The 24575-nt window shown below is 72.6% G+C and carries 23 protein-coding genes and 1 tRNA gene; 13 read left to right on the top strand and 11 right to left on the bottom strand.

The window, feature by feature from the left end; translation table 11 throughout:
• Positions 1-6: 6 nt before the first annotated feature.
• Positions 7-579, top strand: a complete 573-nt coding sequence (locus tag ACZ6ZI_RS09625) for an Lrp/AsnC family transcriptional regulator (RefSeq protein ID WP_469518261.1) — start codon at positions 7-9, stop codon at positions 577-579.
• Between the two features lie 72 nt (positions 580-651).
• Here the strand turns inward: ACZ6ZI_RS09625 and ACZ6ZI_RS09630 are convergent, their stop codons facing one another.
• Positions 652-1254 (bottom strand): TetR/AcrR family transcriptional regulator, encoded by a 603-nt coding sequence (locus tag ACZ6ZI_RS09630; protein WP_469518263.1) that lies wholly within the window; start codon positions 1252-1254, stop codon positions 652-654.
• On the bottom strand, positions 1251-2819 hold the full coding sequence (locus ACZ6ZI_RS09635; RefSeq protein WP_469518265.1) for a 3-hydroxyacyl-CoA dehydrogenase: 1569 nt from the start codon (positions 2817-2819) through the stop codon (positions 1251-1253). Before ACZ6ZI_RS09635 ends, ACZ6ZI_RS09630 begins: the two co-directional genes overlap by 4 nt.
• A gap of 167 nt (positions 2820-2986) precedes the next feature.
• Between ACZ6ZI_RS09635 and paaN the strand changes: the two genes are divergently transcribed.
• Positions 2987-4669, top strand: coding sequence for a phenylacetic acid degradation protein PaaN (gene paaN / locus ACZ6ZI_RS09640; protein WP_469518269.1), 1683 nt, complete (start codon positions 2987-2989; stop codon positions 4667-4669).
• Here the strand turns inward: paaN and ACZ6ZI_RS09645 are convergent.
• Genes ACZ6ZI_RS09645 through ACZ6ZI_RS09655 form a run of 3 tightly spaced genes read right to left on the bottom strand, consistent with a single transcriptional unit; the run spans position 4666 to position 7388 of the window.
• Positions 4666-5430 carry a TrmH family RNA methyltransferase gene (locus tag ACZ6ZI_RS09645; protein ID WP_469518271.1) on the bottom strand — a complete coding sequence of 255 codons (765 nt, stop codon included), beginning with the start codon at positions 5428-5430 and terminating at the stop codon, positions 4666-4668. The genes paaN and ACZ6ZI_RS09645 overlap by 4 nt on opposite strands.
• 48 nt (positions 5431-5478) lie before the next feature.
• Complete coding sequence (locus ACZ6ZI_RS09650) at positions 5479-6696, bottom strand: HTTM domain-containing protein (protein ID WP_469518273.1); 1218 nt, start codon at positions 6694-6696, stop codon at positions 5479-5481.
• The gene (locus ACZ6ZI_RS09655) at positions 6681-7388 is read right to left on the bottom strand and encodes a DUF5819 family protein (protein WP_469518276.1); all 708 of its coding nucleotides are present in this window, start codon (positions 7386-7388) and stop codon (positions 6681-6683) included. Before ACZ6ZI_RS09655 ends, ACZ6ZI_RS09650 begins: the two co-directional genes overlap by 16 nt.
• 136 nt (positions 7389-7524) lie before the next feature.
• Here ACZ6ZI_RS09655 and paaA point away from each other — a divergent pair, with 136 nt between their 5' ends.
• The 6 genes from paaA to ACZ6ZI_RS09685 all read left to right on the top strand — a co-directional run bounded on the left by paaA (position 7525) and on the right by ACZ6ZI_RS09685 (position 12576).
• Positions 7525-8580 (top strand): 1,2-phenylacetyl-CoA epoxidase subunit PaaA, encoded by a 1056-nt coding sequence (paaA, locus tag ACZ6ZI_RS09660; RefSeq protein WP_363053589.1) that lies wholly within the window; start codon positions 7525-7527, stop codon positions 8578-8580.
• On the top strand, positions 8577-8861 hold the full coding sequence (gene paaB, locus ACZ6ZI_RS09665; protein ID WP_363053588.1) for a 1,2-phenylacetyl-CoA epoxidase subunit PaaB: 285 nt from the start codon (positions 8577-8579) through the stop codon (positions 8859-8861). The genes paaA and paaB overlap by 4 nt, the downstream gene beginning before the upstream one ends.
• Positions 8858-9634 (top strand): 1,2-phenylacetyl-CoA epoxidase subunit PaaC, encoded by a 777-nt coding sequence (gene paaC / locus ACZ6ZI_RS09670; protein ID WP_469518278.1) that lies wholly within the window; start codon positions 8858-8860, stop codon positions 9632-9634. Before paaB ends, paaC begins: the two co-directional genes overlap by 4 nt.
• On the top strand, positions 9631-10146 hold the full coding sequence (gene paaD, locus ACZ6ZI_RS09675; RefSeq protein WP_363053587.1) for a 1,2-phenylacetyl-CoA epoxidase subunit PaaD: 516 nt from the start codon (positions 9631-9633) through the stop codon (positions 10144-10146). Before paaC ends, paaD begins: the two co-directional genes overlap by 4 nt.
• Complete coding sequence (locus ACZ6ZI_RS09680; RefSeq protein WP_469518282.1) at positions 10147-11280, top strand: 2Fe-2S iron-sulfur cluster-binding protein; 1134 nt, start codon at positions 10147-10149, stop codon at positions 11278-11280.
• 156 nt (positions 11281-11436) lie between these two features.
• The gene (locus ACZ6ZI_RS09685; RefSeq protein WP_469518283.1) at positions 11437-12576 is read left to right on the top strand and encodes an acyl-CoA dehydrogenase family protein; all 1140 of its coding nucleotides are present in this window, start codon (positions 11437-11439) and stop codon (positions 12574-12576) included.
• Positions 12577-12583: 7 nt separating this feature from the next.
• Here ACZ6ZI_RS09685 and ACZ6ZI_RS09690 read toward each other — a convergent pair whose 3' ends face one another.
• The 6 genes from ACZ6ZI_RS09690 to ACZ6ZI_RS09715 form a co-directional block, all read right to left on the bottom strand.
• Positions 12584-12931 carry a rhodanese-like domain-containing protein gene (locus ACZ6ZI_RS09690; protein ID WP_469518286.1) on the bottom strand — a complete coding sequence of 116 codons (348 nt, stop codon included), beginning with the start codon at positions 12929-12931 and terminating at the stop codon, positions 12584-12586.
• Positions 12932-13127: 196 nt separating this feature from the next.
• The gene (locus tag ACZ6ZI_RS09695) at positions 13128-13961 is read right to left on the bottom strand and encodes a hypothetical protein (protein WP_469518288.1); all 834 of its coding nucleotides are present in this window, start codon (positions 13959-13961) and stop codon (positions 13128-13130) included.
• 159 nt (positions 13962-14120) lie between these two features.
• Positions 14121-15713 (bottom strand): DUF2252 domain-containing protein, encoded by a 1593-nt coding sequence (locus ACZ6ZI_RS09700; protein WP_469518290.1) that lies wholly within the window; start codon positions 15711-15713, stop codon positions 14121-14123.
• A 68-nt stretch (positions 15714-15781) separates the two neighbouring features.
• On the bottom strand, positions 15782-16429 hold the full coding sequence (locus ACZ6ZI_RS09705; RefSeq protein WP_363053737.1) for a response regulator transcription factor: 648 nt from the start codon (positions 16427-16429) through the stop codon (positions 15782-15784).
• A 20-nt stretch (positions 16430-16449) separates the two neighbouring features.
• Positions 16450-18147, bottom strand: a complete 1698-nt coding sequence (locus tag ACZ6ZI_RS09710) for a sensor histidine kinase (RefSeq protein WP_469518293.1) — start codon at positions 18145-18147, stop codon at positions 16450-16452.
• Positions 18148-18356: 209 nt separating this feature from the next.
• Positions 18357-18439, bottom strand: a tRNA-Leu gene (locus ACZ6ZI_RS09715).
• A gap of 292 nt (positions 18440-18731) precedes the next feature.
• Between ACZ6ZI_RS09715 and ACZ6ZI_RS09720 the strand changes: the two genes are divergently transcribed.
• The 5 genes from ACZ6ZI_RS09720 (at position 18732) to ACZ6ZI_RS09740 (ending at position 24564) form a co-directional block, all read left to right on the top strand.
• A complete protein-coding gene (locus tag ACZ6ZI_RS09720) occupies positions 18732-19538 on the top strand; it encodes a DUF3662 and FHA domain-containing protein (RefSeq protein ID WP_363053580.1) in 807 nt (268 codons plus the stop codon).
• Between the two features lie 10 nt (positions 19539-19548).
• Positions 19549-20046, top strand: a complete 498-nt coding sequence (locus ACZ6ZI_RS09725) for an FHA domain-containing protein FhaB/FipA (protein ID WP_249766829.1) — start codon at positions 19549-19551, stop codon at positions 20044-20046.
• 93 nt (positions 20047-20139) lie between these two features.
• Positions 20140-21651, top strand: coding sequence for a PP2C family protein-serine/threonine phosphatase (locus tag ACZ6ZI_RS09730; RefSeq protein ID WP_469518295.1), 1512 nt, complete (start codon positions 20140-20142; stop codon positions 21649-21651).
• 31 nt (positions 21652-21682) lie between these two features.
• Positions 21683-23107: an FtsW/RodA/SpoVE family cell cycle protein gene (locus ACZ6ZI_RS09735; RefSeq protein WP_363053578.1), complete on the top strand. Its 1425-nt coding sequence runs from the start codon at positions 21683-21685 to the stop codon at positions 23105-23107.
• Positions 23104-24564, top strand: a complete 1461-nt coding sequence (locus tag ACZ6ZI_RS09740; protein ID WP_469518298.1) for a peptidoglycan D,D-transpeptidase FtsI family protein — start codon at positions 23104-23106, stop codon at positions 24562-24564. Before ACZ6ZI_RS09735 ends, ACZ6ZI_RS09740 begins: the two co-directional genes overlap by 4 nt.
• Positions 24565-24575 lie beyond the last annotated feature (11 nt).

The raw sequence follows: 24575 nt of genomic DNA on the forward strand, positions 1-24575 counted from the left end.
TGGGCAATGCCGGATGAACAAATGGCCGGAGCGGGCTCCGCACCGGTCGCACCGGGGAAAACCCCGGGAGTCCCACCGGTACCGGCCGTCGCGCCCAGGCCCCTGGATCCGATCGACCGCTCGATCATGCGATTGCTCCAGGCGGACGGCCGCGCGTCGATACGCTCCGTGGCCGAGCAGGTGCACGTGTCCCGGGCGAACGCCTACGCCCGCATCAACCGGCTGATCGACGACGGGGTGATCCGCGGGTTCACCGCCCGGGTCGACCACGAACGGGCCGGGCAGGGAGCCTCGGCGTACATCACCCTGAAGATCGTCCAGAACTCGTGGCGGACGGTCCGGGAGAAACTGCGCGAGCTGCCCGGCGCCGCGCACATCGCGCTGGTCAGCGGGGACTTCGACGTCCTCCTGCTGGTCCACACGCCGGACAACCGGACCCTGCGCGAACTGGTGCTGACCCGGCTCCAGGCCATCCCGGAGGTGCTCTCCACGCGCACGTTGCTGGTGTTCGAGGAAACGGACCTGCTGGACCCGGGAACCGACCGCGTCGCCGGAGCGCTCGCGGAGGAGACCTCCTGACCGGACCCGACGGGACCCGACGGGCCCCGGGGCGCCGCGCCGGCCCGCGGCGCCACGCCGTCACCCGCGGCGCTACTCCGTGGTCTGCGGCCGGGTCGCGCGCAGACCGTCCAGGGCCATGCTGACCACCGCGTCCGCGAGCTGGTCGGGGGTGGTGCCCGGGTGCGGGCGGTACCACTCGACCAGGGAGTTCACCATGCCGAACAGCAGGCGCGTGGCGAGCCGGATGTCCACGTCCGCCCGCAGGTCCCCCTCGGCCGCGGCCGACCCCAGCAGCTCCGCCACCCGGTGGTCGAACTCGCGGCGGCGCTCCAGCGCCCAGCGCTCGGTGCGGGTGTTGCCGCGCACCCGCAGCAGCAGGGTGACGTACGGGAGCTCCGCGACCAGGACCTCCACGGTGCGCCGGGTGACGTGCTCGACGCGCGCGACCGCGCGACCGCGTACCGCGTCCGGCTCCTCCAGGACGGCGAAGAGGCCGTCCAGCGCGCGGCTGACGGCGCGCAGGAGCAGCTCCTCCTTGCCCGCGACGTGGTGGTAGATCGAGGACTTGGAGATGCCGGCGGCCTTCGACAGGTGCTCCATGGAGGTGCCGTCGTAACCGCGCTCGTTGAAGACCTGGACGGCAACGGAGAGCAGGGTCTCGGGGGTGTAGGTGTCGCGCCTGACGGTCGTCATCGCGCCTCCCCCTCGCCCCGGTCCGTCTCGTCCGCGTCGTCGACGTCGTCGTCGAGGTCCCCTTCGGCCGCGTCGTCCCCGGCGTAGCCCAGCTTGAACAGGGCCAGCGAGGGCGCGTAGCGGCCTCCGGGACAGCGTTCGTCGAGGTGGTGGAGCAGGTCGTACGCCCAGTCGCGGCCGACCCGCCCGTGCCATTCGGTCGGGCCGAGCGGGTAGTTGACGCCGAGCCGCATCGCGGTGTCGACGTCCTCGGCCGAGGCCGCGCCGCGGGCGACGGCGTCGGCGGTGAGGTCGATCAGCATGGCGACCGTCCGGGCGACGATCATGCCGGGCACGTCGCCGATGACGGAGACCTTCTTGCCGAGCGCCTGGAAGAGGCCCACGGCCTCGGCCAGGGTGCGCTCGCTGGTGTCCTCGCCCGCGGAGAGGGCGATCCGGCCCGCCTCGCGGTAGTCGAGCGCGAGGTCGAAGTAGACGACGTCCGTGAACTCCACCGAGGTCTTGCCGTCCGCGAGGACGAGCTGGCCCTCGCCGGGGAGCTGGATGTACGGGCCGCCGTGCCCGACGGCGGTGACCGCGATCCCGGCCTCCTCCATCAGCTCCGCGAGCGCCGCCGCCGGACCGAGGTCGCCGACGACGGTGACCTTGTCCGGTGCCCGTTCGGGGTCCGCGGTGTGCGGCTCGGGGCGCGTCGCCTCGTCGCCGTACGGGAACCAGCCCCGCCCGGACTTGCGGCCCAGGCGGCCCGACTGCACGAGGCGGCGCTGGGCGAGGGAGGGGGTGAACTTGGGGCTGCGGAAGAAGGACTCCCACACGGAGCGGGTCACGGCCTCGTTGACGTCCTGGCCGATCAGGTCGGTCAGCTCGAACGGTCCCATCCGGAAGCCGCCGCTCTCGCGCAGCACGGCGTCGATGGTCGCCGGGTCGGCGCCCCGCTCCTCGTACACCGCGAAGGCCTCGGCGTAGAAGGGGCGGGCGATCCGGTTGACGATGAAGCCGGGGGTGTCGGCGCAGCGGACGGGGCTCTTGCCCCAGCCGAGGACGGTGGCGTACGCGCGGTCGGCGGCGGCCGGGTCGGTGGCGAAGCCGCTCACCACCTCGACGAGGGGGAGCAGCGGGGCCGGGTTGAAGAAGTGCAGGCCGAGGAAGCGGCCGGGGTGCGCGAGGCCGGCGGCGAGTTCGGTGACGGAGAGGGAGGAGGTGTTGGTGGCCAGGAGACAGTCCGGGGCCACGACCCCTTCGAGGGTTTCGAAGAGCCGGCGCTTGACGGCGGTGTCCTCGACGACGGCCTCGATCACGAGCGCGGCGTCCGCCAGCTCGGCCGGGACGCCGGCCGCGGCGATCCGCCCGGCCGCGTCATCGGCCTCGGCCCGGTCCAGGCGGCCCTTGGTGACCAGCCGTTCGACGCGGTCGCGTACGGCGGCCACCGCGGCGGCGGCGGCCGGGGCGTCGATGTCGTGGATCAGCACGCGGTGACCCGCGAGGAGGGCGACCTGGGCGATGCCCTGCCCCATGGTGCCCGCGCCGACGACCGCCACTGTGCGGGACCGCTCGATTGCTGTCATGTGCTGATCCTCCCGCACCGGGTTGTCCACAGGTCCGCCGGGCCCTCTTGTACCGACCGATCGTTCGGTTACTCTAACTCCAGTCTGCTCTTCTTCACCCGCCCCCGCCTGATCCCAGTCTGCGAACCAGCCTGATCTTGCCCGGCTCAACGAGGAGTTGGTCCCTGATGGCCGCCGAGCTCACCCTTCCCCGGCTGACCGAGAAGCACCGGTCCACCCTGGACCAGGCGCTGGCTGCCATGCGCAGCCGCGCCTACTGGTCGCCGCATCCCGAACACCCCAAGGCCTACGGCGAGACCGCCCCGGCCGACGGCCTGGCCGCCTTCGAGGCCGTGCGCGGCACCCGGTTCGACCTCGGGCAGCCCGGCACCGACGGCTGGGTCGGCGGCGAGGTCTCCCCGTACGGCCCGGAGCTCGGCGTGGAGTACCCGCACGTCGACCCGGACGTGCTGCTGCCCGCGATGCGGGCCGGCATGGGCGCCTGGCGGGACGCCGGGCCCGAGACCCGGGCCCTGGTCTGCGTCGAGATCCTGGCGCGGATCGGCGCGCGCACGCACGAGTTCGCGCACGCGGTCATGCACACCAGCGGCCAGGCCTTCATGATGGCGTTCCAGGCGGGCGGCCCCCACGCGCAGGACCGCGGCCTGGAGGCCGTGGCGTACGCCTACGAGGAGCAGACCCGCGTCCCGGTCCGGGCGGACTGGTCGAAGCCGCAGGGCAAGCGGGACCCGTTGGAGCTGGGCAAGACCTTCACCGCCGTCCCGCGCGGCATCGCGCTGATGATCGGCTGCAACACCTTCCCCACCTGGAACGGCTACCCGGGCCTGTTCGCCTCCCTCGCCACCGGCAATCCGGTCCTCGTCAAGCCGCACCCGCGCGCCGTGCTGCCGCTCGCGCTGACGGTGCGGGTGGCGCGCGAGGTCCTGGCCGAGGCCGGGTTCGACCCGAACCTGGTGGCCCTGGCCGTCGAGCGTCCGGGCGAGGGCATCGCCAAGACCCTCGCCCTGCGCCCCGAGATCAGGCTGATCGACTACACCGGGTCCACTGAGTTCGGCGACTGGCTGGAGACCAACGCCCGCCAGGCGCAGGTCTACACGGAGAAGGCGGGCGTCAACACCGTCGTCATCGACTCGACGTCCGACTACAAGGGGATGCTGTCCAACCTGGCCTTCTCGCTGTCCCTGTACAGCGGCCAGATGTGCACGACCCCGCAGAACCTGCTGATCCCCCGCGACGGCATCGAGACGGACGCCGGCCACAAGGGCTACGACGAGGTCGTCGCGGACCTCGCGGCCTCCGTCGGCGGGCTGCTCGGCGACGACGCCCGCGCCAACGCCCTGCTGGGCGCGCTGGTCAACCCGGACGTGAAGGCCCGCCTGGAGGCGGCCGCCGGGCTCGGCGAGGTGGCGCTGGCCTCCCGCGAGGTCGTCAATCCGGAGTTCCCGGACGCCGTCGTGCGCACCCCGGTGATGGTGAAGCTGGACGCCTCCAAGCCGGACCCGGAGGCGGCGTACCTGTCGGAGTGCTTCGGCCCGGTCTCCTTCGCGGTGGCCGTCGACTCCACGGCGGACGCGCTGGAGCTGCTGCGCCGGACGGTGCGGGAGAAGGGCGCCATGACGGTCGGCGCGTACACCACCTCCCCCGACACCGAGCGGGCCCTGGAGGAGGTCTGTCTGGAGGAGTCGGCGCAGCTGTCGCTGAACCTGACGGGCGGGGTCTACGTGAACCAGACCGCGGCCTTCTCCGACTTCCACGGCTCGGGCGGCAACCCGGCGGCGAACGCCGCGCTGTGCGACGGCGCGTTCGTCTCGAACCGCTTCCGCGTGGTGGAGGTCCGCCGCCAGGGCTAGGTCGTCTCGTCCCGGGGGCCGCCCCAGTGGAAGAGGGTCATGGCCACGCTGGTGGCCAGGTTGTAGCTGGACACCTGCGGGCGCATCGGCAGGGACACCAGGTGGTCGGCGCGGGCGCGCAGCTCGGGCGAGATCCCGTGGCGTTCCGAGCCGAAGGCCAGCAGGGCGTCGTCCGGGAGGGTGAGGGCGCGGATGTCCTCGCCCTCCGGGTCGAGCGCGTAGACGGGGCCCGCCGGCAGCTCGTCCAGCGCGAGCCGGTCCACGGTGGTGGCGTAGTGCAGTCCCGCGCCGGCGCGGACGACGTTCTGGTGCCAGGGGTCGAGTTCCCCCCGGGTCACCACACCGGTGGCGCCGAAGCCGGCGGCGAGGCGGACGACGGCCCCGACGTTGCCGAGGTTGCGGGGATTGTCGAGCAGCACGATCGGCGCGGTGCGGGGTGTCCGGGCCAGTGCGGCCAGGCCCGCCGCCCGGTCGGGGCGCAGGGCGAGCGCGGCGACCCCGGTGGGGTGGACGCGGGGCAGGAGTTCCCTCAGCGCTCCCGGGCGCACCAGCCGTTCCACGGCCGGGGCCACGTCGGGGGCCAGCCCGGCGGCGAGCGCCCGCACGGCGCCCGGGTCGTCGGCGACGGCCACCAGCACCTCGGCCCCGAAGCGCAGGGCGTGTTTCAGCGCGTGGAACCCGTCGAGGACGATCACCCCGTCCCCGCCGACGCTCTCCCGCCACTGCCGCGCACCTTCGTCGGGACCCCACTGCTCGCTCATGGCCCCGACCCTACGACCTGCCGGCCGCGCGCCCGCGGGCGAGCGGCCTCAACGCGCCCCGGCCCCCGCCCGCGCCCCGGCCTCCGGCTCCGCCGCGACGGCGGCCGGCGCGGGTCCGGTCCCGCGCGGTCCCCACCACCCGGCGGCGACCCCCGCCACCGCGCCGGCCCGCGCACCCGCCCAGACCAGCGCGGCGGTCGGCAGGAACACCGCGTCGGCGGCGATCATCGCCAGCGAGAAGAACGGCAGCCCCAGCAGCACCGCGATCCCCAGGTGCTCCAGCATCATCACGGCCAGCAGCACGTTCTTGACCCGGCGGTTGAACAGCGCGAACGGGAACGCGACCTGCACCGCGACCGTCCCGTAGGTCAGCAGCATCACCAGCGTCCCGCTGCCCGCGAGCACCTCCGACAGCCCCGGCCACGGGGTGAAGTAGTCGAGGCCGAGCGGGTAGTACAGGGCGGTGCCGTCCTGCCACCGCGAGCCCTGGATCTTGTACCAGCCGGCGGTGGCGTAGATCAGGCACACCTCCGCCATGATCACCAGCATTCCGGCGTTGTGCAGCAGGTTCGCGAGCACGTCGAGGAGCGCCCGCCGCTCGCCGCCGCCCGCGGGATCGTCGTACCGCTCGACCAGCCACCACAGGCCGGCGCCCACCCACAGCGCCACGAAGGCAGCCGTCCAGCCCGCGCCGAACCCGCCGGCGAAGACCCCGTACACGAGGAGACCGCCGAGCACCGCCCACAGCACCGGCCCCGCCGCCCCGGCCGCCGCGGACCCGCGCAGCCGGATCCGGCGGGCGTCCAGCGACCACACCCGCGCGCAGCGCGTCAGCACCAGGTAGATCGCCATCAGGTGGATGACGTTGTCGCCGCCGTCGCCCATGAAGACGCTGCGGTTCTGGAGCGAGAGCACCCCGACCATGAAGACGACCGAGGTGCCCCGCGTCCGCCAGCCGAGCAGGAGCAGCAGGCTCGCCAGCACGGACACCGCGTAGACGGTCTCGAACCAGAGCGTGGAGTCGGACCACAGCAGCACCGTGAAGGCACGGTTCGTCTCGACGAGCCGGCGGGCCAGCTCCCAGCTCCACGGCCCGTCGGGGCCGTACAGCTCGTGGCGGTTGGGGAACTCGCGCAGCAGGAAGAACAGCCAGGTGCCGGCGAAGCCGATGCGGACCACGGCGCTCTGGTACGGGCCGAGGGGCCGGCCGGTGACCTGCGCGAGCGCCGTGCGCAGGTGTTCCGTCGCCCTCAGACGTTCCACCACGGCAGCTCCCGGAAGTAGGTCTGGGTGTCGGTCTTCTCCTCGCTCCAGGCCGGCGCCGGGACGGCCCGCGTCGCCGAGCGCAGCTGGATCCGTACGATCCGCTCCCCGTCCCCGTAGGAGGGGGTCAGCCGGTTCAGGGCGATCCGTCGCAGGTACTGCTCGGACAGCTCGCCGCGCTCGCCGTTCGGTCGGTTCTCCTCGTCGTGGGAGCCGGTGAAGAAGTCCCAGGCCCGGCGGAGCTCGTTCTGCTCCGTGTGGCTCGGCAGGAGGCTGTGGCGGATGGCCGCGCCGTCCTCGGCGGACAGGTCGCGCCACGGTTCGGTGACCAGTTCGCCGTCGGTGCCGCGGACCTGGGCCCGGACCTCGACGGCGATGTTCTGCTGGAGCGGGTTCGGCGCGAACAGCTTCCAGTTCTGTTCGAACTCGGGGTAGATCCATCCGTCGATCACGTCGGCGTGGCGCTTGCTGACCGTGTTGGACGGGGCCACGTGCAGGAAGACCAGGGCCAGGTGCGCGCAGGCGGCCACGGCCACGACGGCCAGGGCGAACGCCGCCACGACCCGGTAGGGGGCCGAGAGGCCCGCGATCCCGGGCGCGCGGGGCGCCGGCGGTGCCTGCGGCACGGGCGGCGACGGCGGCGGATCGATCGACGGAAGGGCTCCTTCCGAGGCCTCGTGCTCGTTCGAATCCATCCCGCCCCGATCATCCGTCGTCCACAGGCTTGCCCACAGAGGTTGACACCCTACGGGCCGCCGTCTCACCATTGAAGCGAATGAACCGAACGATCGGTCGGTCGGGCGGACGGCAGACTCAGGACAGGGGACCGGGATGGTCGCAGTGACCCCGGAAACGGGCCCGAGCAAGAACACGGCACCGGCGACGGGCGCGGTCGGGGCACGCACGGCCGACCTCGGGTCGGACCTCGGTGCCGACACCGACCTGGGCGCGCAGTTGCTGGCCGCCTTCGACGCCGCCGTGGCGGCGGACGAGCGCGTGGAGCCGCGCGACTGGATGCCCGACGAGTACCGCGCCTCCCTGGTCCGCCAGATGGCCCAGCACGCGCACTCCGAGATCATCGGCATGCAGCCCGAGGCCAACTGGATCACCCGGGCGCCCTCCCTGCGCCGCAAGGCGATCCTGATGGCCAAGGTGCAGGACGAGGCGGGCCACGGCCTCTACCTCTACAGCGCCGCCGAGACCCTCGGCACCAGCCGCGACGAGCTGCTCGACAAGCTCCACACGGGCCGGCAGAAGTACTCGTCGATCTTCAACTACCCCACCCTGACCTGGGCCGACGTCGGCGCGATCGGCTGGCTCGTGGACGGCGCGGCGATCACCAACCAGGTTCCGATCTGCCGCTGCTCCTACGGTCCCTACGCCCGCGCCATGGTCCGGATCTGCAAGGAGGAGTCCTTCCACCAGCGCCAGGGGTACGAGCTGCTGCTCGCGCTCTCCCGCGGCACCGAGGCCCAGCACGCGATGGCCCAGGACGCCGTGGACCGCTGGTGGTGGCCCTCCCTGATGATGTTCGGTCCCCCGGACGACGAGTCGGTCCACAGCGCGCAGGCCATGGCCTGGCGCATCAAGCGGCACTCGAACGACGAGCTGCGCCAGCGCTTCGTCGACATCGCCGTCCCCCAGGCCGAGTCCCTCGGCCTGACCCTGCCCGACCCGGACATCAAGTGGAACGAGGAGCGCGGCCACCACGACTTCGGCGCCATCGACTGGGCCGAGTTCTGGGACGTGCTCAAGGGCAACGGCCCCTGCAACGAACAGCGCATCGACCAGCGGCGCCGGGCCCACGAGGAAGGCGCCTGGGTACGCGACGCGGCCGCGGCGTACGCGAAGAAGCACACCGGCACAGGACGAGAGGTACAGGCATGACGCGGAACTGGCCCCTGTGGGAGGTGTTCGTGCGCTCGCGCCGCGGCCTCTCGCACACGCACGCGGGCAGCCTCCACGCCCCGGACGCGGAGATGGCCCTGCGCAACGCCCGCGACCTCTACACCCGGCGCGGCGAGGGCATCTCGATCTGGGTGGTGCCCAGCACGGAGATCATCGCCTCCTCGCCCGACGAGCGGGACCCGTTCTTCGAGCCGTCCGCCGACAAGCCCTACCGCCACCCCACCTTCTACGAGATCCCCGAGGGGGTGCGTCACCTGTGAGCGACACCGCCGCCACCGCCACCACCGTCGACGCGACCACCACCGGGATCGACGCCGCCACCGCGGCCGCGGCCGTCGCCCTCGGCGACGACGCGCTGATCCTCTCCCACCGCCTCGGCGAGTGGGCCGGGCACGCCCCCGTCCTGGAGGAGGAGCTCGCCCTCGCCAACATCGCGCTCGACCTCCTCGGCCAGGCCCGCGTCCTGCTGTCCATGGCCGGGGACGAGGACGAGCTCGCCTACCTGCGCGAGGAGCGGTCCTTCCGCAACCTCCAGCTGGTCGAGCAGCCCAACGGCGACTTCGCCCACACCATCGCCCGCCAGCTCTACTTCTCCCTCCACCAACACGAGCTGTACACCGAACTGGCCGCCGGGGACGGCCCGTTCGCCCCGCTCGCCGCCAAGGCCGTGAAGGAGACCGCCTACCACCGCGACCACGCCGAGCAGTGGACGCTGCGCCTCGGCGACGGCACCGAGGAGAGCCGCCGGCGGATGCGCGCCGCGCTGGACGCGCTGTGGAGGTTCACCGGCGAGCTGTTCCGTCCCGTCGAGGGACTGGGCCTGGGCCCGGAGACCATGGCCGCCCTGGAGCGGCGTTGGCTGACCGCGCTGGGCGCCCTGCTGGAACGGGCCGGCCTGGACCTGCCCGAGGGACCGCGCAAGGGCGCCTGGGCCGCCGGAGCGGGCCGTGAGGGCCTGCACACCGAGTCCTTCGGGCGGATGCTCGCCGAGATGCAGCACCTGCACCGCAGCCACCCGGGAGCGTCGTGGTGAGCGCCACCGACACCCCGGCCGCGGCCGGCAGCCGGCTGGAGGCGGAGCTGGCCGCGCTGGCGGGCTCCGTCCCCGACCCGGAGCTGCCCGTGCTGACCCTGGCCGAGCTGGGCGTCGTACGCGGGGTGCGGATGCACGAGGACGGGCACGCCGAGGTCACCCTCACACCCACCTACACCGGCTGCCCGGCCATCGAAGCCATGTCCGCCGACATCGAGAAGGCCCTCGTCGGGCACGGCATACCGCGGGTCCGCGTCACGACCGTGCTGGCCCCCGCCTGGTCCACCGACGACATCACCGCCGAGGGCCGCCGCAAGCTGGCCGAGTTCGGCATCGCCCCGCCCCGTCCGCACTCCGCCGGCGGACCGGTTCCGCTCACCCTGTCGGTCCGCTGCCCCCACTGCGGATCCACCGACACCGAGCTGCTGAGCCGGTTCTCCTCCACCGCGTGCAAGGCGCTGCGCCGCTGCGTGGCCTGCCGCGAACCGTTCGACCACTTCAAGGAGCTGTAGATGGCCGTCCCCGTGCCCCAGGCGCCTTCGGCCGGCTCGCGCCCCGCACGCCACGGCGCGTTCCACCGGCTGACGGTGGCGGCGGTCGACCGGCTCACCGACGACTCGGTGGCCCTGACCCTGGCCGTTCCCGAGGAGCTGCGCTCCGAGTACCTGCACGCCCCCGGCCAGCACCTGACGCTGCGCCGCGGCGGCCCCGACGGTACCGAGGTGCGCCGCTCCTACTCGATCTGCTCCCCGGCCCCGGCCGCCGACGGCCCGGGTCCCGCCCTGCTGCGGGTGGGCGTCCGCCTGGTGGAGGGCGGCGAGTTCTCCACCTTCGCCCACAAGGAGATCGCCGCCGGGGACGAGCTGGACGTGATGGTCCCGGCCGGCCGCTTCGTCCTGGACCCGGCCGCCGCCCCGGCCGCCGCGCACTACGCGGCGATCGTCGGCGGCAGCGGCATCACCCCGGTGCTGTCGATCGCCGCCTCGCTGCTGGCCGCCCGTCCCGACGCCCGGTTCTGTCTGGTGCGCGGCGACCGCAGCGCCTCCTCCACGATGTTCCTGGAGGAGGTGGCCGACCTCAAGGACCGCTACCCGGACCGCTTCCAGCTGGTCACCGTCCTCTCCCGCGAGGAGCAGGAGGCCGGCCTGCCGTCCGGCCGGCTCGACGAGGCACGGCTGGCGACCCTGCTGCCCGCGCTGCTGCCGGTCACCGAGGTGACGGGCTGGTTCCTGTGCGGGCCGTTCGGGCTGGTGGAGGGCGCGGAGCGGGCCCTGGGCTCCCTGGGCGTCGTACGGACCCGGGTGCACCAGGAGATCTTCCACGTCGACGGCACCGCCGCGCCGGCCCCCGCCCGCGCGGACGCGCCGACGCACGCCCGGGTCACCGCCCGCCTCGACGGCCGCTCCGGCACCTGGCCGGTCCGGGACGGGGAGTCGTTGCTCGACGCCGTGCTGCGGGGCCGCGCGGACGCCCCGTACGCCTGCAAGGGCGGCGTGTGCGGCACCTGCCGGGCCTTCGTGGTCTCCGGCGAGGTGCGGATGGAGCGCAACTTCGCGCTGGAGGAGGACGAGACGGAGGCCGGGTTCGTACTGGCCTGCCAGTCGCACTCCGTCACGGAGGACGTGGAGATCGACTTCGACCGCTGAGGCACCGGCCGCGAAGCACGCGACGCGAAGCACGGGGCGCGGCCACCGGGACGTGGGGCACGTACCGGTGGCCCGCCCCTGTGCATTTACGAGAACCTGTTCTATCTTGACGCACCGTCAGACCAGATCGATCCGGTGCGCGCGGGAGGACAGGCAGTGGACTTCACCTTCACCGAGGAACAGCGGGCGGCCGTCGAGGCGGCGAAGGCCGTGTTCGCGGACGTGGCCCCCGACCGCGTGCCCAGTCCGGCCCTCACTCCCGGCGCCGTCGCGCAGGACCTGGACCGGCCGCTGTGGGCCACGCTCGCCGGATCCGACCTGCTGAGCCTGGTCCTGGCCGAGGAGCACGGCGGGGCGGGCCTGGACACCATCGCCCTGTGCCTGGTGCTGCGCGAGGCGGCGAGGGTCCTGGCCCGGGTGCCCCTGCTGGAGCACTGCGCCACCGCCATGGCCCTCCAGGCCCACGGCGGCCCCGAACTCACCGCCCTGCTGCCCGACGCCGGAAGCGGCCGGCTGGTCCTCACCGCCGCCGCGCACGGCCGCACCGGCCACGACCCGGCCGAACTCGCCGTCACCGCCCGTCGCGAGGAAGCCGGTTGGGTCCTGGACGGGCTCCAGACATCCGTCGCCTGGGCGCACTGCGCCGACTGGATCGCCGTACCGGCCCACACCGGGGAGGGCGGCGCCGTCCTCGCCCTCGTCGCCCGCTCCGCCGGGGGGCTGACCCTCGCCGAACAGTTCTCGACCAGCGGCGAGCGCCTCGCCGAACTCACCCTGGACGGCGTGCGCGTACCGGCCTCGCACCTCGTCGAGGACCCCGCCGCGTGGGAGCGGCTCCGCCAGGTCCTGGCCACCGGGACCTGCGCCCTCGCGCTCGGACTGGGCGAGAACGTCCTCGACATGACCAGCCGGTACACCGCCAAGCGCGAGCAGTTCGGTTTCCCGGTGGCCACCTTCCAGGCGGTCGCCGTCCAGGCCGCCGACCGGTACATCGACCTGCGCGCCATGGAGGCCACCCTCTGGCAGGCCGCCTGGCGGCTCGACGCGGCCGGCGAGGGCGCCGGAGGTCCGCTGCCCGTCGCCGGGGACGTCGCGGTGGCCAAGATCTGGGCCTCGGAGGGCGTGCGCCGCGTCGTGCAGACCGCCCAACACCTGCACGGCGGCTTCGGCGCCGACACCGACTACCCGCTCCACCGCTACCACGCCTGGGCCAAGCAGCTGGAGCTCCAACTCGGGCCGGCGGCGGCCCACGAGGAGGCGCTGGGCGACCTGCTGGCCGCCCACCCCCTCGCCTGAACCGGGGCTACAGCACGAAGGCCGGGCTCCCGTTGTCCGTCACCATCGGGCGCCCGGCACCGTCCCAGGCCTGCATCCCGCCGTCGATGTTCACGGCGTCGATCTCCTGGCGCACCAGGTACTGGGTCACCTGCGCCGAACGACCGCCGACGCGGCACATCACGTACACCCGGCCGTCCTTCTCCGCGAGGGCCTCGGTCAGCTCGCCGTAGCGGGCGACGAAGTCGCTCATCGGGATGTGCAACGCGCCCTCGACGTGCCCGGCCGCCCATTCGTCGTCCTCACGGACGTCCAGGACAAAGCCTTCGGCGGGCACCGCCGCGGCGGCCACCGAGGGAAGCGGTCCGAGGTTCATAGCTGTCGCCTTCTCTCTACACGGATACGGCTGCCAACCTATCCGACCCGGCCCACGGGCCCCCGGGCCTCGACCGGGACACCGCCCGCCCCCGACCGCCGGAACCCGGCGAGGCCCACCGACGACACCCGGGGCACCGACGGCCGCCTTCACCGCCCTGAGGGGCCCGAAGACCCCCGACGCGCCCCTGAGCCCGCTACGCCGGTCCGGTCAGCTCCGCCAGCTCCGACTCCCGCTCGGAGACCTGCGCCAGCAGCTGCTCGGCGATCTCCTCCAGCAGCCGGTCCGGGTCGTCCGGCGCCATCCGCAGCATCGACCCGATCGCGCTGTCCTCCAGCTCCCGCGCCACCAGCGCGAGCAGCTCCTTGCGCCGCGCCAGCCACTCCAGCCGGGCGTACAGCTCCTCGCTCTCGCTCGGCCGCGCCTCCTGCGGCGCCGGACCGGCCTCCCACTCCTCGGCCAGCTCGCGCAGCAGCTGCTCCTCGCCCCGCCCGTACGCGGCGTTGACCCGCGCGATGAACGCGTCGCGCCGCGCCCGCTCGGTCTCGTCCTGGGCCAGGTCGGGGTGCGCCCGACGGACCAGCTCCCGGTACAGCCGGCGGACCTCCTCCGTGGGCCGCACGCGCTCCGGCGGGCGCACGGACCGCTCGGTGAGCATCGCGGCCGCGTCGTCGGAGATCCCGTCCGAGTCCAGCCAGTCGTGGAACAGCTCGTCCACCCCGGGCATCGGCATGACCAACGAACGCGCCTCGCGCGCCCGCCGCAGATCCTCCGGATCCCCGCTGCGGGCCGCCCGCGCCTCCGCGATCAGCGCGTCCAGCTCGTCGAGCCGCGAGTACATCGGGCCCAGCTTCTGGTGGTGCAGCCGGGAGAAGTTCTCGACCTCCACCCGGAAGGTCTCCACCGCGATCTCGAACTCGATCAGCGCCTGTTCGGCGGCCCGCACGGCACGGTCGAGCCGTGCCTCGGGACGCTCGTCACCGGAGGCGGCGGGCTCTTCGGGGACGGTCTGTTCGCTCTGCTCGCTCACCCGGCCAGCCTACGGCCCGCCCGGTGCACCGTGTTTCACGTGAAACATCGGGCACCTCCGCACAGACCCCCACGACCCGTCACGACTCGTCACGCCTCCTCGCGGCCGCTCACGACCACCGCGGCCGCGAACCGGCCGCCGCTCTTCGGCCGCGGCGGCTCAGACGCCCTCCTCCGCCGCGATCCGGCCGCTGCGGATCGCCGCCACCAGGTCGGCGTGGTCGGCCTCGCTCCGGTCGGCGTAGGCCACGGCGAACGTCGCGACGGCCTCGTCCAGCTCCTCGTTCTTCCCGCAGTACCCGGCCAGCAGCCGCGGGTCGGCGCTGTGCGCGTGCGCCCGCGCCAGCAGGGCGCCCGTCATGCGGCCGTAGTCGTCGATCTGCTCGACGGCGAGCGCCGCCGGATCGACGCTGCCCTTGCGGTTGCGGAACTGGCGCACCTGGAAGGGCCTGCCCTCGACCGTGGTCCAGCCCAGCAGGATGTCGGAGACCACCTGCATCCGCTTCTGCCCGGCCACCACCCGACGGCCCTCGTGCTCCTCGACGGGCGTGTGGAAGCCCAGACCGGGCAGGTGGGGCAGCAGGACGGAGGGACGCGCCTCCTTCACCTGGAGGACCAGCGGCTCGCCCCGGTGGTCCAGCAGCAGGACCACGTACGAACGGGTGCCGACGCTTCCGGTGCCGACCACCCGGAAGGCCACGTCGTGGATGGCGTACCGGGCCAGCAGCGGCAGCCGGTCCCCCGGCAGGGTCTTCAGGTACGGGCCCAGCGAGGCCGCCACGGCCGCCGCCTCCCCGTCCCCGACCCGGCGCAACACCGGCAGGGCGTCCACGAAGCGGCGCCCGCCGTCCTCGCCCGCCTCCGTCGACTTCGCCGCGAACCGGGCGGAGGTGTTGTTGCGGGCCTTCGCGGAGACCCGTTCCAGGGTGCCCAGCAGGTCCCGGGCGTCGGTGTGGGAGACCAGCTCCTCGTCGGCGATGGCGTTCCACGCGTCCAGCGCGGGCAGCCTGGCCAGCAGTCGCATCGTCCGCCGGTAGGCGCCGGCGGCGTCCCGGGCGGCCGCCCGGCAGGTGTCCTCGTCGGCGCCCGCCACCCGGCCGGCCAGCACCAGCGAGGTCGCCAGCCGCTTCAGGTCCCACTCCCACGGACCGAACACGGTCTCGTCGAAGTCGTTGAGGTCGATGACGAGACGGCCGCGCGCGTCCCCGTACAGGCCGAAGTTGGCAGCGTGGGCGTCGCCGCAGATCTGGGCGCCCACCCCGGTCACCGGGCCGCCCGACAGGTCGTGCGCCATCAGGCCGGCCGCCCCGCGCAGGAACGCGAAGGGGTTCGCCGCCATCCGGCCGACCCGGATCGGGGTCAGCCCGTCGACCCGGCCGACGTTGGACTCCTCCACCGCGCGCACCGCGTCGGGACGTCCGGCGGGGGCCTCGAACCAGGCGTGCGCGGCACGCGGCACGCGCATCCGCAGGGCCTTGCCGGCCTCCTTGGCCGAGCCGGGCACCGCCCGGGGCGCAAAGCCCTCGACGCCCGGTATCCGCACCCCGTCGAGGTCCGCGAGGATGCCCGCGACGTCCGCGGCGGTGTCACGGCCCCGCGCGTCCGGGGACCCGTCGGAGCCCTCGCCCGTCGAGGCGGCCCGCTCCACGGCCGCCGCCACCACACCCGCGACCGCGTCCGCCAGGACCCGCCGGGCCGTGCCCGCCGGCCGGTCGGCCGTCTCGTCCGCGCCCTGCCTCGGTACCGTCACCATCTGCGCCGCCCCCGCACGTGTCGTGCCCCGACCGGCCGCCGCGGCCGGTCAACTCCGGCCGACCGTACCTAGAGCCCGGCGTCCCTGGCCAGCAGGGCCGCCTGGACCCGGTTCTCGCACTCCAGCTTCGCGAGGATCCGGCTGACGTACGTCTTCACCGTCGCCTCGCTCATGTGCAGCCGGCGGCCCGCGTCCGCGTTGGACAGGCCCTCGCCCAGCAGGGCCAGCACACCCCGCTCCCGTTCGCTCAGGGCCGCCACCCGGCGCCGGGCCTGCTCACCGCGCCCGACGGCCCGACCGGTCGCCAGCTGGTCCACCACGTGCCGGGTCGCCGCGGGCGACAGGTAGGCGTCGCCGGCCGCGGCCGCCCGGACCGCGCCGATCAACTCGCCGGGCGCCGAGTCCTTCAGCAGGAAGCCCGCGCCGCCCTCGCTCAGCGCCCGCAGCACGTTCTCCCGCTCCCCGAAGGTGGTCAGGATCAGCGCCCGCGCCCCCGGCGCCACGCGGCCCAGCTCGCCCAGGGCCGTCAGCCCGTCCATGACCGGCATCTGGATGTCCAGCAGGACCACGTCCGGGGCGTGCGAACGCACCAGCTCCACCGCCTCCCGGCCGTCGGCCCCCTCCGCGACGACCTCGATGTCCGGCGCCGAGGTCAGGATCATCCTGATCCCGGCCCGGATCAGCGGCTCGTCGTCAGCGATCACGACTCTGATCACCTTGGCTGTCACCCGCGCTCCTACTGCTTGACCTCGTATGCCTGCTTCTCGACGAGCTTGCCGTCCTTGAAGCAGAACCGGAAAACGGCGTCGGTGGTCAACTCGTCGGTGCTCTCGGTCGACAGCAGCGCCAGACAGTCCGCCCCCTCGGGGCGCGGCGGACCCTTGCGGTCCAGACCCGTGGTCAGCATGCTCTCGCCGTCCGGCAGCCGCTCGCGGACCGCTCGTTCCGACTGGCCCACGTGGACCTCGTCGAACGTTTCCCGGCTGATCATGGCGTCGCTCGCCGAGCTGACGATCAGGGCGATCCCGGCCCCCATCACGATGATCAGCAGCACCAGCGCGGCGACGGCGATCCCGCACCCCATCGCCACGCCCCCGGGGCGGCTGCGCAGGGGGGCGGACAGCTCGCGGTCGACCGCCGCCCAGTCCGTGGGCACCGTCGCGCGGGCCTGGGGCCGCTGCCCGAAGTCGTCGACCGGCTGCTCGGCCGCCCCGGCCGGCTCCGTCCCGTACGGCAGGACGCCGGCCACGCGGAAGCCGCCGCCCTCGACGGCGCCCGCGTGCACCATGCCGCCGACCAACCGGGCCCGCTCCCGCAGCCCCGTCAGCCCCTGCCCGCCCGAGACCACCTCGCCCGCTCCGGGGCCGACCGCCGGGCCGTTGGCGATCTCGACGACCAGCGCGTCGTCCTCGTAGCGCAGTTCCACGGTGATCGCCGAGCCCGGCGCGTGCTTGTAGGCGTTCGTCAGCCCCTCCTGCGCGATCCGGAACGCCGCGTGGTCGCAGGCGGCGACCAGCGGTCGGGGCCGGCCCGTCGTGGTGAGCCGTACGTCGGTCCCCGCCCGCCGCGACGCCTCCACGATGCCCGCGATCCCGGCCACGCCCCGCGCGGCCTGGTGCGCCTCCTCCACGGGCACCGGCGGCGCCTCCACGCCGTCGCGCAGGATCCCGACGACCTCGCGCAGCTCGTGCATGGCCTCCACCGAGGCCTGCCGCAGCACCCCGACCACCTCCCGCTGCCGGTCGGTCAACTGCGGGTCCACCTCCAGCGCCCCGGTGTGCACCGAGATCAGCGCGAGGCGGTGGCCGAGGCTGTCGTGCATGTCCTGCGCGATCCGTTGCCGCTCCCGCAGTCGGGCCTGACCCGCCACCATGTTCCGCTCGCGCAGCAGTTGCTCGTTGCGCTCGGTCATCGCGCTCAGCAGGGTCCGGCGCTGCGACCAGTAGCGGGCCGCCAGGCCGGGCATGGCGGTGGCCGCGAGGAACATCAGCGTGGAGAAGACGACGACCAGCAGGGGCCGCATCTGCGACCACTGGTCGAACAGCATCAGGCCGACCTCGGCGACGAAGGCCAGCACGAAGGCGCCCAGCGCACGGCCGACCCCGACGATCCGGCGGCCCGCCGACCAGCCGAGGACGATCGTCACGAGGAACACACCGGGCAGGAAGGCGCTCGCCGCCCCGCCCAGCACCAACGTGGCCGCCGGCAGCCGGCGCCGCAGCAGGACGAGCGTCACCACGGACACGGCCCCGAGGGCCATCTTCACGCCGGAGGAGTCGCTCAGTTCGTCGACGCCCAGACCCAGCAGGGCCAGTACGGCCGCGATCGTCAGGTCTCCGACCAGGGCGCCCCGAGACCATTCCTCGGGCCCCTTCAGCCACTCCCAGCCCGCGCGCAACCTCGACTTGGCATCCACCGGACCGACCCTAGACATCCTCGGCCGCACCCGTCCGCTCTCTTTCGTCGCGTCCCCCGCGACGAAAGTCGCCCGGACGGAACACCGCACAAGACACCGCACGGGACACCGGACCGGACACCGCGCGGAATGCCGGACGGGACCCGCCCGGGTCCCGTCGCCGATCCCGAACGCCCCCGGAAAACCAGGAAGCCCCGATCCGTTCCCGGATCGGGGCTTCCTCGATGTGGGCGAGGGGGGATTTGAACCCCCACGTCCCGAAGGACACTGGCACCTGAAGCCAGCGCGTCTGCCGTTCCGCCACTCGCCCGAGCAGCTCTCCAGTGGATCTTCCCTTTCGGGCCGTTCCCCTGGCGACGTCGAAACAGTAGCACGTCAGACGGGGTGGATTGAAATCCCTTTCGGGCCCCTCGGGGACCGGGTCCCGACTGTCCCTCCCGCACTCCGCTCCGCGTGCGGGACACTGTGTCCGGAGCACCCCTACGATCCCTTGTGAGCACCAACACTCCTGTGCACGGGACCGAAGGGGAACCAGCCGAATCCGCCACGCGTGGATACGATCAGTAAGCAGTACAGGGCGACAACGACGGAGGAGGTGCCCCATGGGAGTTCTGAAGCGGTTCGAGCAGCGACTCGAAGGTCTGGTGAACGGCACCTTCGCCAAGGTGTTCAAGTCCGAGGTCCAGCCGGTGGAGATCGCCGGAGCCCTCCAGCGGGAGTGCGACAACAACGCCACCATCTGGAACCGCGAGCGGACAGTCGTCCCCAACGACTTCATCGTGGAGCTCAGCACCGGCGACTACGAGCGGCTGAGTCCCTACTCCGGCCAGCTCGGCGACGAGCTCGCGGGCCTCGTCCGCGACTACGCCAAGCAGCAGCGCTACAGCTTCATGGGCCCCATCAAGGTCCACCTGGAGAAGGCCGACGACCTCGACACCGGTCTCTACCGGGTCCGCAGTCGCACCCTGGCCTCCAGCACCTCCCAGGAGCAGCCGGCGTCCTCCCAGGGCCGGCAGCAACAGCAGGGGGGCTACGGGTACCCGCCCGTCGGCGCCCCGCCCATGCCGCAGGGCCCGCCCCCGGGTGCGCCCGGCGCCGGCGCGCCCGCGGCCCCCGGCGGCTCGGGCACCACGCGCCGCTGGATCGAGATCAACGGCACCCGCCACCAGATCTCGCGCCCCACCCTCGTACTCGGCCGGAGCACCGAGGCCGACGTGCGGATCGACGACCCCGGCGTCTCGCGCCGGCACTGTGAGATCCGGACCGGAACACCCCCGACGATCCAGGATCTCGGGTCCACCAACGGCATCGTGGTGGACGGACAACACACCACGCGCGCTACGCTCCGCGACGGCTCGCGGATCGTCGTGGGCAGCACCACCATCATTTACCGGCAAGCCGAAGGGTGAAGCGGGGGCAATGTCAGAGCTGACCCTGACGGTCATGCGGTTGGGTTTCCTGGCCGTTCTGTGGCTGTTCGTCATCGTGGCCGTTCAGGTCATCCGCAGCGACCTCTTCGGTACGCGCGTCACACAACGCGGCTCGCGCCGCGGCGGCGCGACCGGAGCTCCGCAGCAGAGCGGCCGCCAGGCCGCTCCGCCCCAGCAGCGCCAGCGCCGCGGTGCGCCGACCAAGCTCGTCGTGTCCGAGGGCACCCTCACCGGCACGACCGTGGCCCTCGCCGGCCAGACGATCACGCTGGGCCGGGCCCACGACTCCACGATCGTGCTGGACGACGACTACGCCTCCAGCCGGCATGCCAGGATCTACCCCGACCGTGACGGCCAGTGGATCGTCGAGGATCTCGGGTCCACCAACGGCACGTATCTCGACCGGACCCGGCTGACCACTCCGACGCCCATTCCGCCGGGCGCCCCGATCCGCATCGGCAAGACCGTCATCGAGCTGCGGAAGTAGTACGAGAATGAGCGAGCGGAGCGAGCGCGCGGCGGCGATCCGTCCCACCGAGGACACGGACACCCGCGCGCTCCCGACCGGAGGGTGGGCAGTGTGGCTCGAGACCGGTTGTACCCGGAGCCGACCGGCGAGGTGCGCATGAGTCTGTCCCTGCGATTCGCCGCCGGATCTCACAAGGGCATGATCCGCGAGGGGAACGAGGACTCCGGCTACGCCGGCCCGCGCCTCCTCGCCATCGCCGACGGCATGGGCGGCCAGGCCGCGGGCGAGGTCGCCAGCTCCGAGGTGATCTCCACCCTGGTGCAGCTCGACGACGACGTCCCGGGCTCCGACATCCTCACCTCGCTCGCCACGGCCGTGCAGCGCGCCAACGACCAGCTGCGCGTCATGGTCGAGGAGGACCCCCAGCTCGAAGGCATGGGCACGACCCTGACCGCCCTGCTGTGGACCGGTCAGCGCCTCGGCCTCGTGCACGTCGGCGACTCGCGCGCCTACCTCCTGCGCGACGGCGTCCTCACGCAGATCACCCAGGACCACACCTGGGTGCAGCGCCTCGTCGACGAGGGCCGCATCACCGAAGAGGAAGCCACCACCCACCCGCAGCGCTCCCTGCTGATGCGCGCGCTGGGCAGCGGGGACATCGTCGAGCCCGACCTCTCCATCCGCGAGGTCCGTGCCGGCGACCGCTACCTGATCTGTTCCGACGGACTGTCCGGCGTCGTCTCCCACCAGACCCTGGAGGAGACCCTCGCCGACTACCACGGCCCCAGCGCCACGGTGCAGTCGCTCATCCAGCTCGCGCTGCGCGGGGGCGGTCCCGACAACATCACCTGCATCGTCGCGGACGTCCTCGACACCGACAGCGGCGACACCCTCGCCGCGCAGGTCAGCGACACCCCGGTGGTCGTCGGCGCGGTCGCCGAGAACCAGCACCAGCTGTTCGACGGCGGCAACGCCATGCAGACCCCGGCCGGCCGCGCCTCCGGGCTCGGCCGCCAGGCCCCGCCGCCCGCGGGCTCCTTCGGGCCCCCCGGAAGCGGCGAGAACCCCGGCTACGGCTACCCCGACCAGCCCGGGACCCCCGGCGCGTACGGCTCCTTCGGCGAGGCCGAGAGCGGCTACGAGCCCGACGCGGAGTACGACGACACGTACGACCACCCGCGCAAGCGCCGCGGCAAAGGGCGCAAGTGGACCACGCGCACCCTGATCCTGCTGCTCGTCGCCGGTGTCGTCGGCGGCGGGCTCTACGCGGCGCACCGCTGGACGCAGACCCAGTACTACCTCGGGGTCAAGGGTGACCACGTCGCGCTGTACCGCGGCATCAGTCAGAACCTGGCCTGGATCCATCTGTCCGAGGTCGAGGCGGATCACCCCGAAATCGAACTGAAGTACCTGCCGTCCTTCAAGCGGAAGCAGGTCGAGGCCACCATCAGCGAAAGCAGCCTCGACGGCGCCCTCAAGAAGCTCGAGGAGCTCGGCACCCAGGTCTCCGCCTGTCGGCAGGACGAGGCCCGCCGCGCCGCCGAAGCGCAGAACAACCAGACGCCCGGCCCCGTCCTGACTCCGGCGGAACAAGCCGTCGTCGGCCAGTGCGAAAAGCAGTAGAGAGAAGCGGGCGCAGGGGGCCCGCCACATCATGAGCGTAGTCACCAACACGACCACCATCGGCGCCATCGAGGCGCCGAGCCGGCGGAACACCGAGCTCCTGCTGCTCGCCTTCGCCGTGGTCATCCCGATCTTCGCCTACGCCAACGTGGGCCTGTCGATCCACGGCGAGCTGCCCCCCGGCATGCTCACCTACGGACTCGGCCTCGGCGTGCTCGCCGGCATCGCCCACTTCGTCGTGCGCCGCTACGCCAAGTACGCCGACCCGCTGCTGCTGCCGATCGCCACCCTGCTCAACGGCCTGGGCCTGGTCCTGATCTGGCGCCTGGACCAGTCCGAGCGGTTGCAGAAGCTCGCCAAGCGCAGCTTCGGCGCCTTCTCGGAGTCCGCGCCGCGCCAGATGCTGTACACGGCGCTCGCCATCGCGCTGTTCGCCGTGGTGCTGCTGGTCCTCAAGGACCACCGCGTGCTCCAGCGGTTCACGTACATCTCCATGGCCGGAGCCCTGGTCCTGCTGATCCTCCCCGTGATCCCGGGTCTGGGCGCGGACGTGTTCGGCGCGAAGATCTGGATCAGCGTCGGCGGGTTCTCCATCCAGCCCGGCGAGTTCGCCAAGATCGTCATCGCGGTCTTCTTCGCGGGCTACCTCATGGTCAAGCGCGACGCCCTGGCCCTGGCCAGCCGCCGCTTCATGGGCCTCTACCTGCCGCGCGGCCGCGACCTCGGCCCGATCCTGATGATCTGGGCGATGAGCCTGCTCGTCCTCGTCTTCGAGAACGACCTCGGCACCTCACTGCTGTTCTTCGGCATGTTCGTGATCATGCTGTACGTGGCCACCGAGCGGACCAGCTGGATCGTCATCGGCCTGCTCATGTCGGTCGGCGGCGCCGTGGTCGTCGCCTCCTTCGCCAGCCACGTCCAGGCCCGCGTGAACGCCTGGCTCGACCCCTTCGGCTGCTACACGAAGTCCGGCGCCTGCGAACAGGTCGGACAGTCGATCATGAGCTTCGGCTCCGGCGGCGTCCTCGGCACCGGTTGGGGCCAGGGCAACTCCGACCTCATCGGCTTCGCCGCCAACTCCGACTTCATCTTCTCCACCGTCGGCGAGGAACTCGGCCTCACCGGCGTCATGGCCTTCCTGCTCCTCTACGGCCTGATCATCGAGCGCGGCGTCCGCACCGCCCTCGCCGCCCGCGACCCCTTCGGCAAGCTGTTCGCCATCGGGCTCTCCGGCGCCTTCGCCCTGCAGATCTTCGTGGTCGCCGGCGGAGTCATGGGCCTCATCCCCCTCACCGGCATGACCATGCCCTTCCTCGCCTCCGGCGGTTCCTCCGTCCTCGCGAACTGGGTCCTCATCGCCATCCTCATCCGGATCAGCGACACCGCACGCCGACCTGCCCCGGCCCCCGCCCCGTCCCCCGACTCCGAGATGACCCAGGTGGTCCGCCCGTCATGAACAAGCCCCTGCGCCGCATCTCGCTGTTCTGCGGGCTGCTCGTCCTCGCCCTGCTGGTCCGCACGAACTGGCTCCAGTACGTCCAGGCCGAGGAACTGAGCACCCGCAAGGAGAACCGCCGGGTCCTGATCGCCCAGTACGCCACCGAACGCGGCAACATCATCGTCGAGGGCCAGCCCATCACCGGCTCCGCCGAGACCGACGGCAGCGACTTCAAGTTCAAGCGGACCTACACCGACGGCCCCCTGTGGGCGCCCGTCACCGGCTACGCCTCGCAGGTCTTCGGCTCCACCCAGCTGGAGAACATCGACGACGGCATCCTCACCGGCAACGACGACCGGCTGTTCTTCGACCGCACCATCGGCATGTTCACCGGGGAGAAGAAGCAGGGCGGCAACGTCATCACCACCCTGAACGCCGCCGCCCAGAAGGCGGCCTTCACCGGTCTCGGCAACCGCAAGGGCGCCGTCGCCGCCATCGACCCGCGCACCGGCGCGATCCTGGCCCTGGCGAGCACCCCGTCCTACGATCCCTCCAGCTTCGCCGGCTTCTCCGACGCCGACGGCAAGGCCTGGGCCGACCTGAACGCCAGCCCGGACAAGAACCTGGTCAACCGCGCCCTGCGCGAGACCTACCCGCCCGGCTCCACCTTCAAGGTGGTCACCGCCGCCGCGGCGCTGGAGAACGGCGTCGTCAGCGACATCAACGCGCCGACCGACACCCCCGAGCCGTACATCCTGCCGGGCACCCGCACGCCGATGGTCAACCACGCGGGCGGCTGCGAGAAGGCCACCCTCAACTTCGCCCTCCAGGTCTCCTGCAACTCCGTCTTCGCAAGCCTCGGCGACAAGGTCACCCGCGACAAGATGGTGCAGACCGCCGAGAAGTTCGGCTTCAACAACACCGTCGACACCCCGGTGCGCGCCTTCGCCAGCGTCTACGACAAGACGATGAGCCGGGACGGCAACGCGCAGAGCTCCATCGGCCAGTTCAACACCGCCGCCACCCCGCTCCAGATGGCCATGGTCTCCGCGGCCATCGCCAACGACGGCAAGCTGATGAAGCCGTACATGGTCGACGAGCTGACCGCGCCGAACCTCGACGTGATCGAGAAGCACGAGCCGCAGGAGATGAGCCGCCCGCTCTCCGCCGCGAACGCCCAGAAGCTCCAGCAGATGATGGTCAACGTCGTCGAGAAGGGCACCGGCGGCAACGCCAAGATCAAGGACTTCGTCGTCGGCGGCAAGACGGGCACCGCCCAGCACGGCGAGAAGAACGCCAAGCGCCCCTACGCCTGGTTCATCTCCTACGCGGAGACCCCGGACGGAACCAGCCCGGTCGCCGTGGCCGTCGTCATCGAGGACAGCGGCGCGGACCGTGAGGACATCAGCGGCGGCGGCCTCGCGGCGCCGGTCGCGAAGTCCGTCATGGAAGCCGTTCTGAAGGGCAAGAAGTGAGAAGCCGAGGC

The sequence above is a fragment of the Streptomyces sp. NPDC103540 genome (assembly GCF_055584445.1).

Bases quoted from the DNA above. Each gene is read 5' to 3' on its own strand.
- ACZ6ZI_RS09625 (WP_469518261.1), top strand. From the start codon at position 7: ATGCCGGATGAACAAATGGCCGGAGCGGGCTCCGCACCGGTCGCACCG.
- ACZ6ZI_RS09630 (WP_469518263.1), bottom strand. From the start codon at position 1,254: ATGACGACCGTCAGGCGCGACACCTACACCCCCGAGACCCTGCTCTCC.
- ACZ6ZI_RS09635 (WP_469518265.1), bottom strand. From the start codon at position 2,819: ATGACAGCAATCGAGCGGTCCCGCACAGTGGCGGTCGTCGGCGCGGGC.
- paaN (WP_469518269.1), top strand. From the start codon at position 2,987: ATGGCCGCCGAGCTCACCCTTCCCCGGCTGACCGAGAAGCACCGGTCC.
- ACZ6ZI_RS09645 (WP_469518271.1), bottom strand. From the start codon at position 5,430: ATGAGCGAGCAGTGGGGTCCCGACGAAGGTGCGCGGCAGTGGCGGGAG.
- ACZ6ZI_RS09655 (WP_469518276.1), bottom strand. From the start codon at position 7,388: ATGGATTCGAACGAGCACGAGGCCTCGGAAGGAGCCCTTCCGTCGATC.
- paaA (WP_363053589.1), top strand. From the start codon at position 7,525: ATGGTCGCAGTGACCCCGGAAACGGGCCCGAGCAAGAACACGGCACCG.
- paaB (WP_363053588.1), top strand. From the start codon at position 8,577: ATGACGCGGAACTGGCCCCTGTGGGAGGTGTTCGTGCGCTCGCGCCGC.
- ACZ6ZI_RS09680 (WP_469518282.1), top strand. From the start codon at position 10,147: ATGGCCGTCCCCGTGCCCCAGGCGCCTTCGGCCGGCTCGCGCCCCGCA.
- ACZ6ZI_RS09690 (WP_469518286.1), bottom strand. From the start codon at position 12,931: ATGAACCTCGGACCGCTTCCCTCGGTGGCCGCCGCGGCGGTGCCCGCC.
- ACZ6ZI_RS09700 (WP_469518290.1), bottom strand. From the start codon at position 15,713: ATGGTGACGGTACCGAGGCAGGGCGCGGACGAGACGGCCGACCGGCCG.
- ACZ6ZI_RS09710 (WP_469518293.1), bottom strand. From the start codon at position 18,147: ATGTCTAGGGTCGGTCCGGTGGATGCCAAGTCGAGGTTGCGCGCGGGC.
- ACZ6ZI_RS09720 (WP_363053580.1), top strand. From the start codon at position 18,732: ATGGGAGTTCTGAAGCGGTTCGAGCAGCGACTCGAAGGTCTGGTGAAC.
- ACZ6ZI_RS09725 (WP_249766829.1), top strand. From the start codon at position 19,549: ATGTCAGAGCTGACCCTGACGGTCATGCGGTTGGGTTTCCTGGCCGTT.
- ACZ6ZI_RS09735 (WP_363053578.1), top strand. From the start codon at position 21,683: ATGAGCGTAGTCACCAACACGACCACCATCGGCGCCATCGAGGCGCCG.
- ACZ6ZI_RS09740 (WP_469518298.1), top strand. From the start codon at position 23,104: ATGAACAAGCCCCTGCGCCGCATCTCGCTGTTCTGCGGGCTGCTCGTC.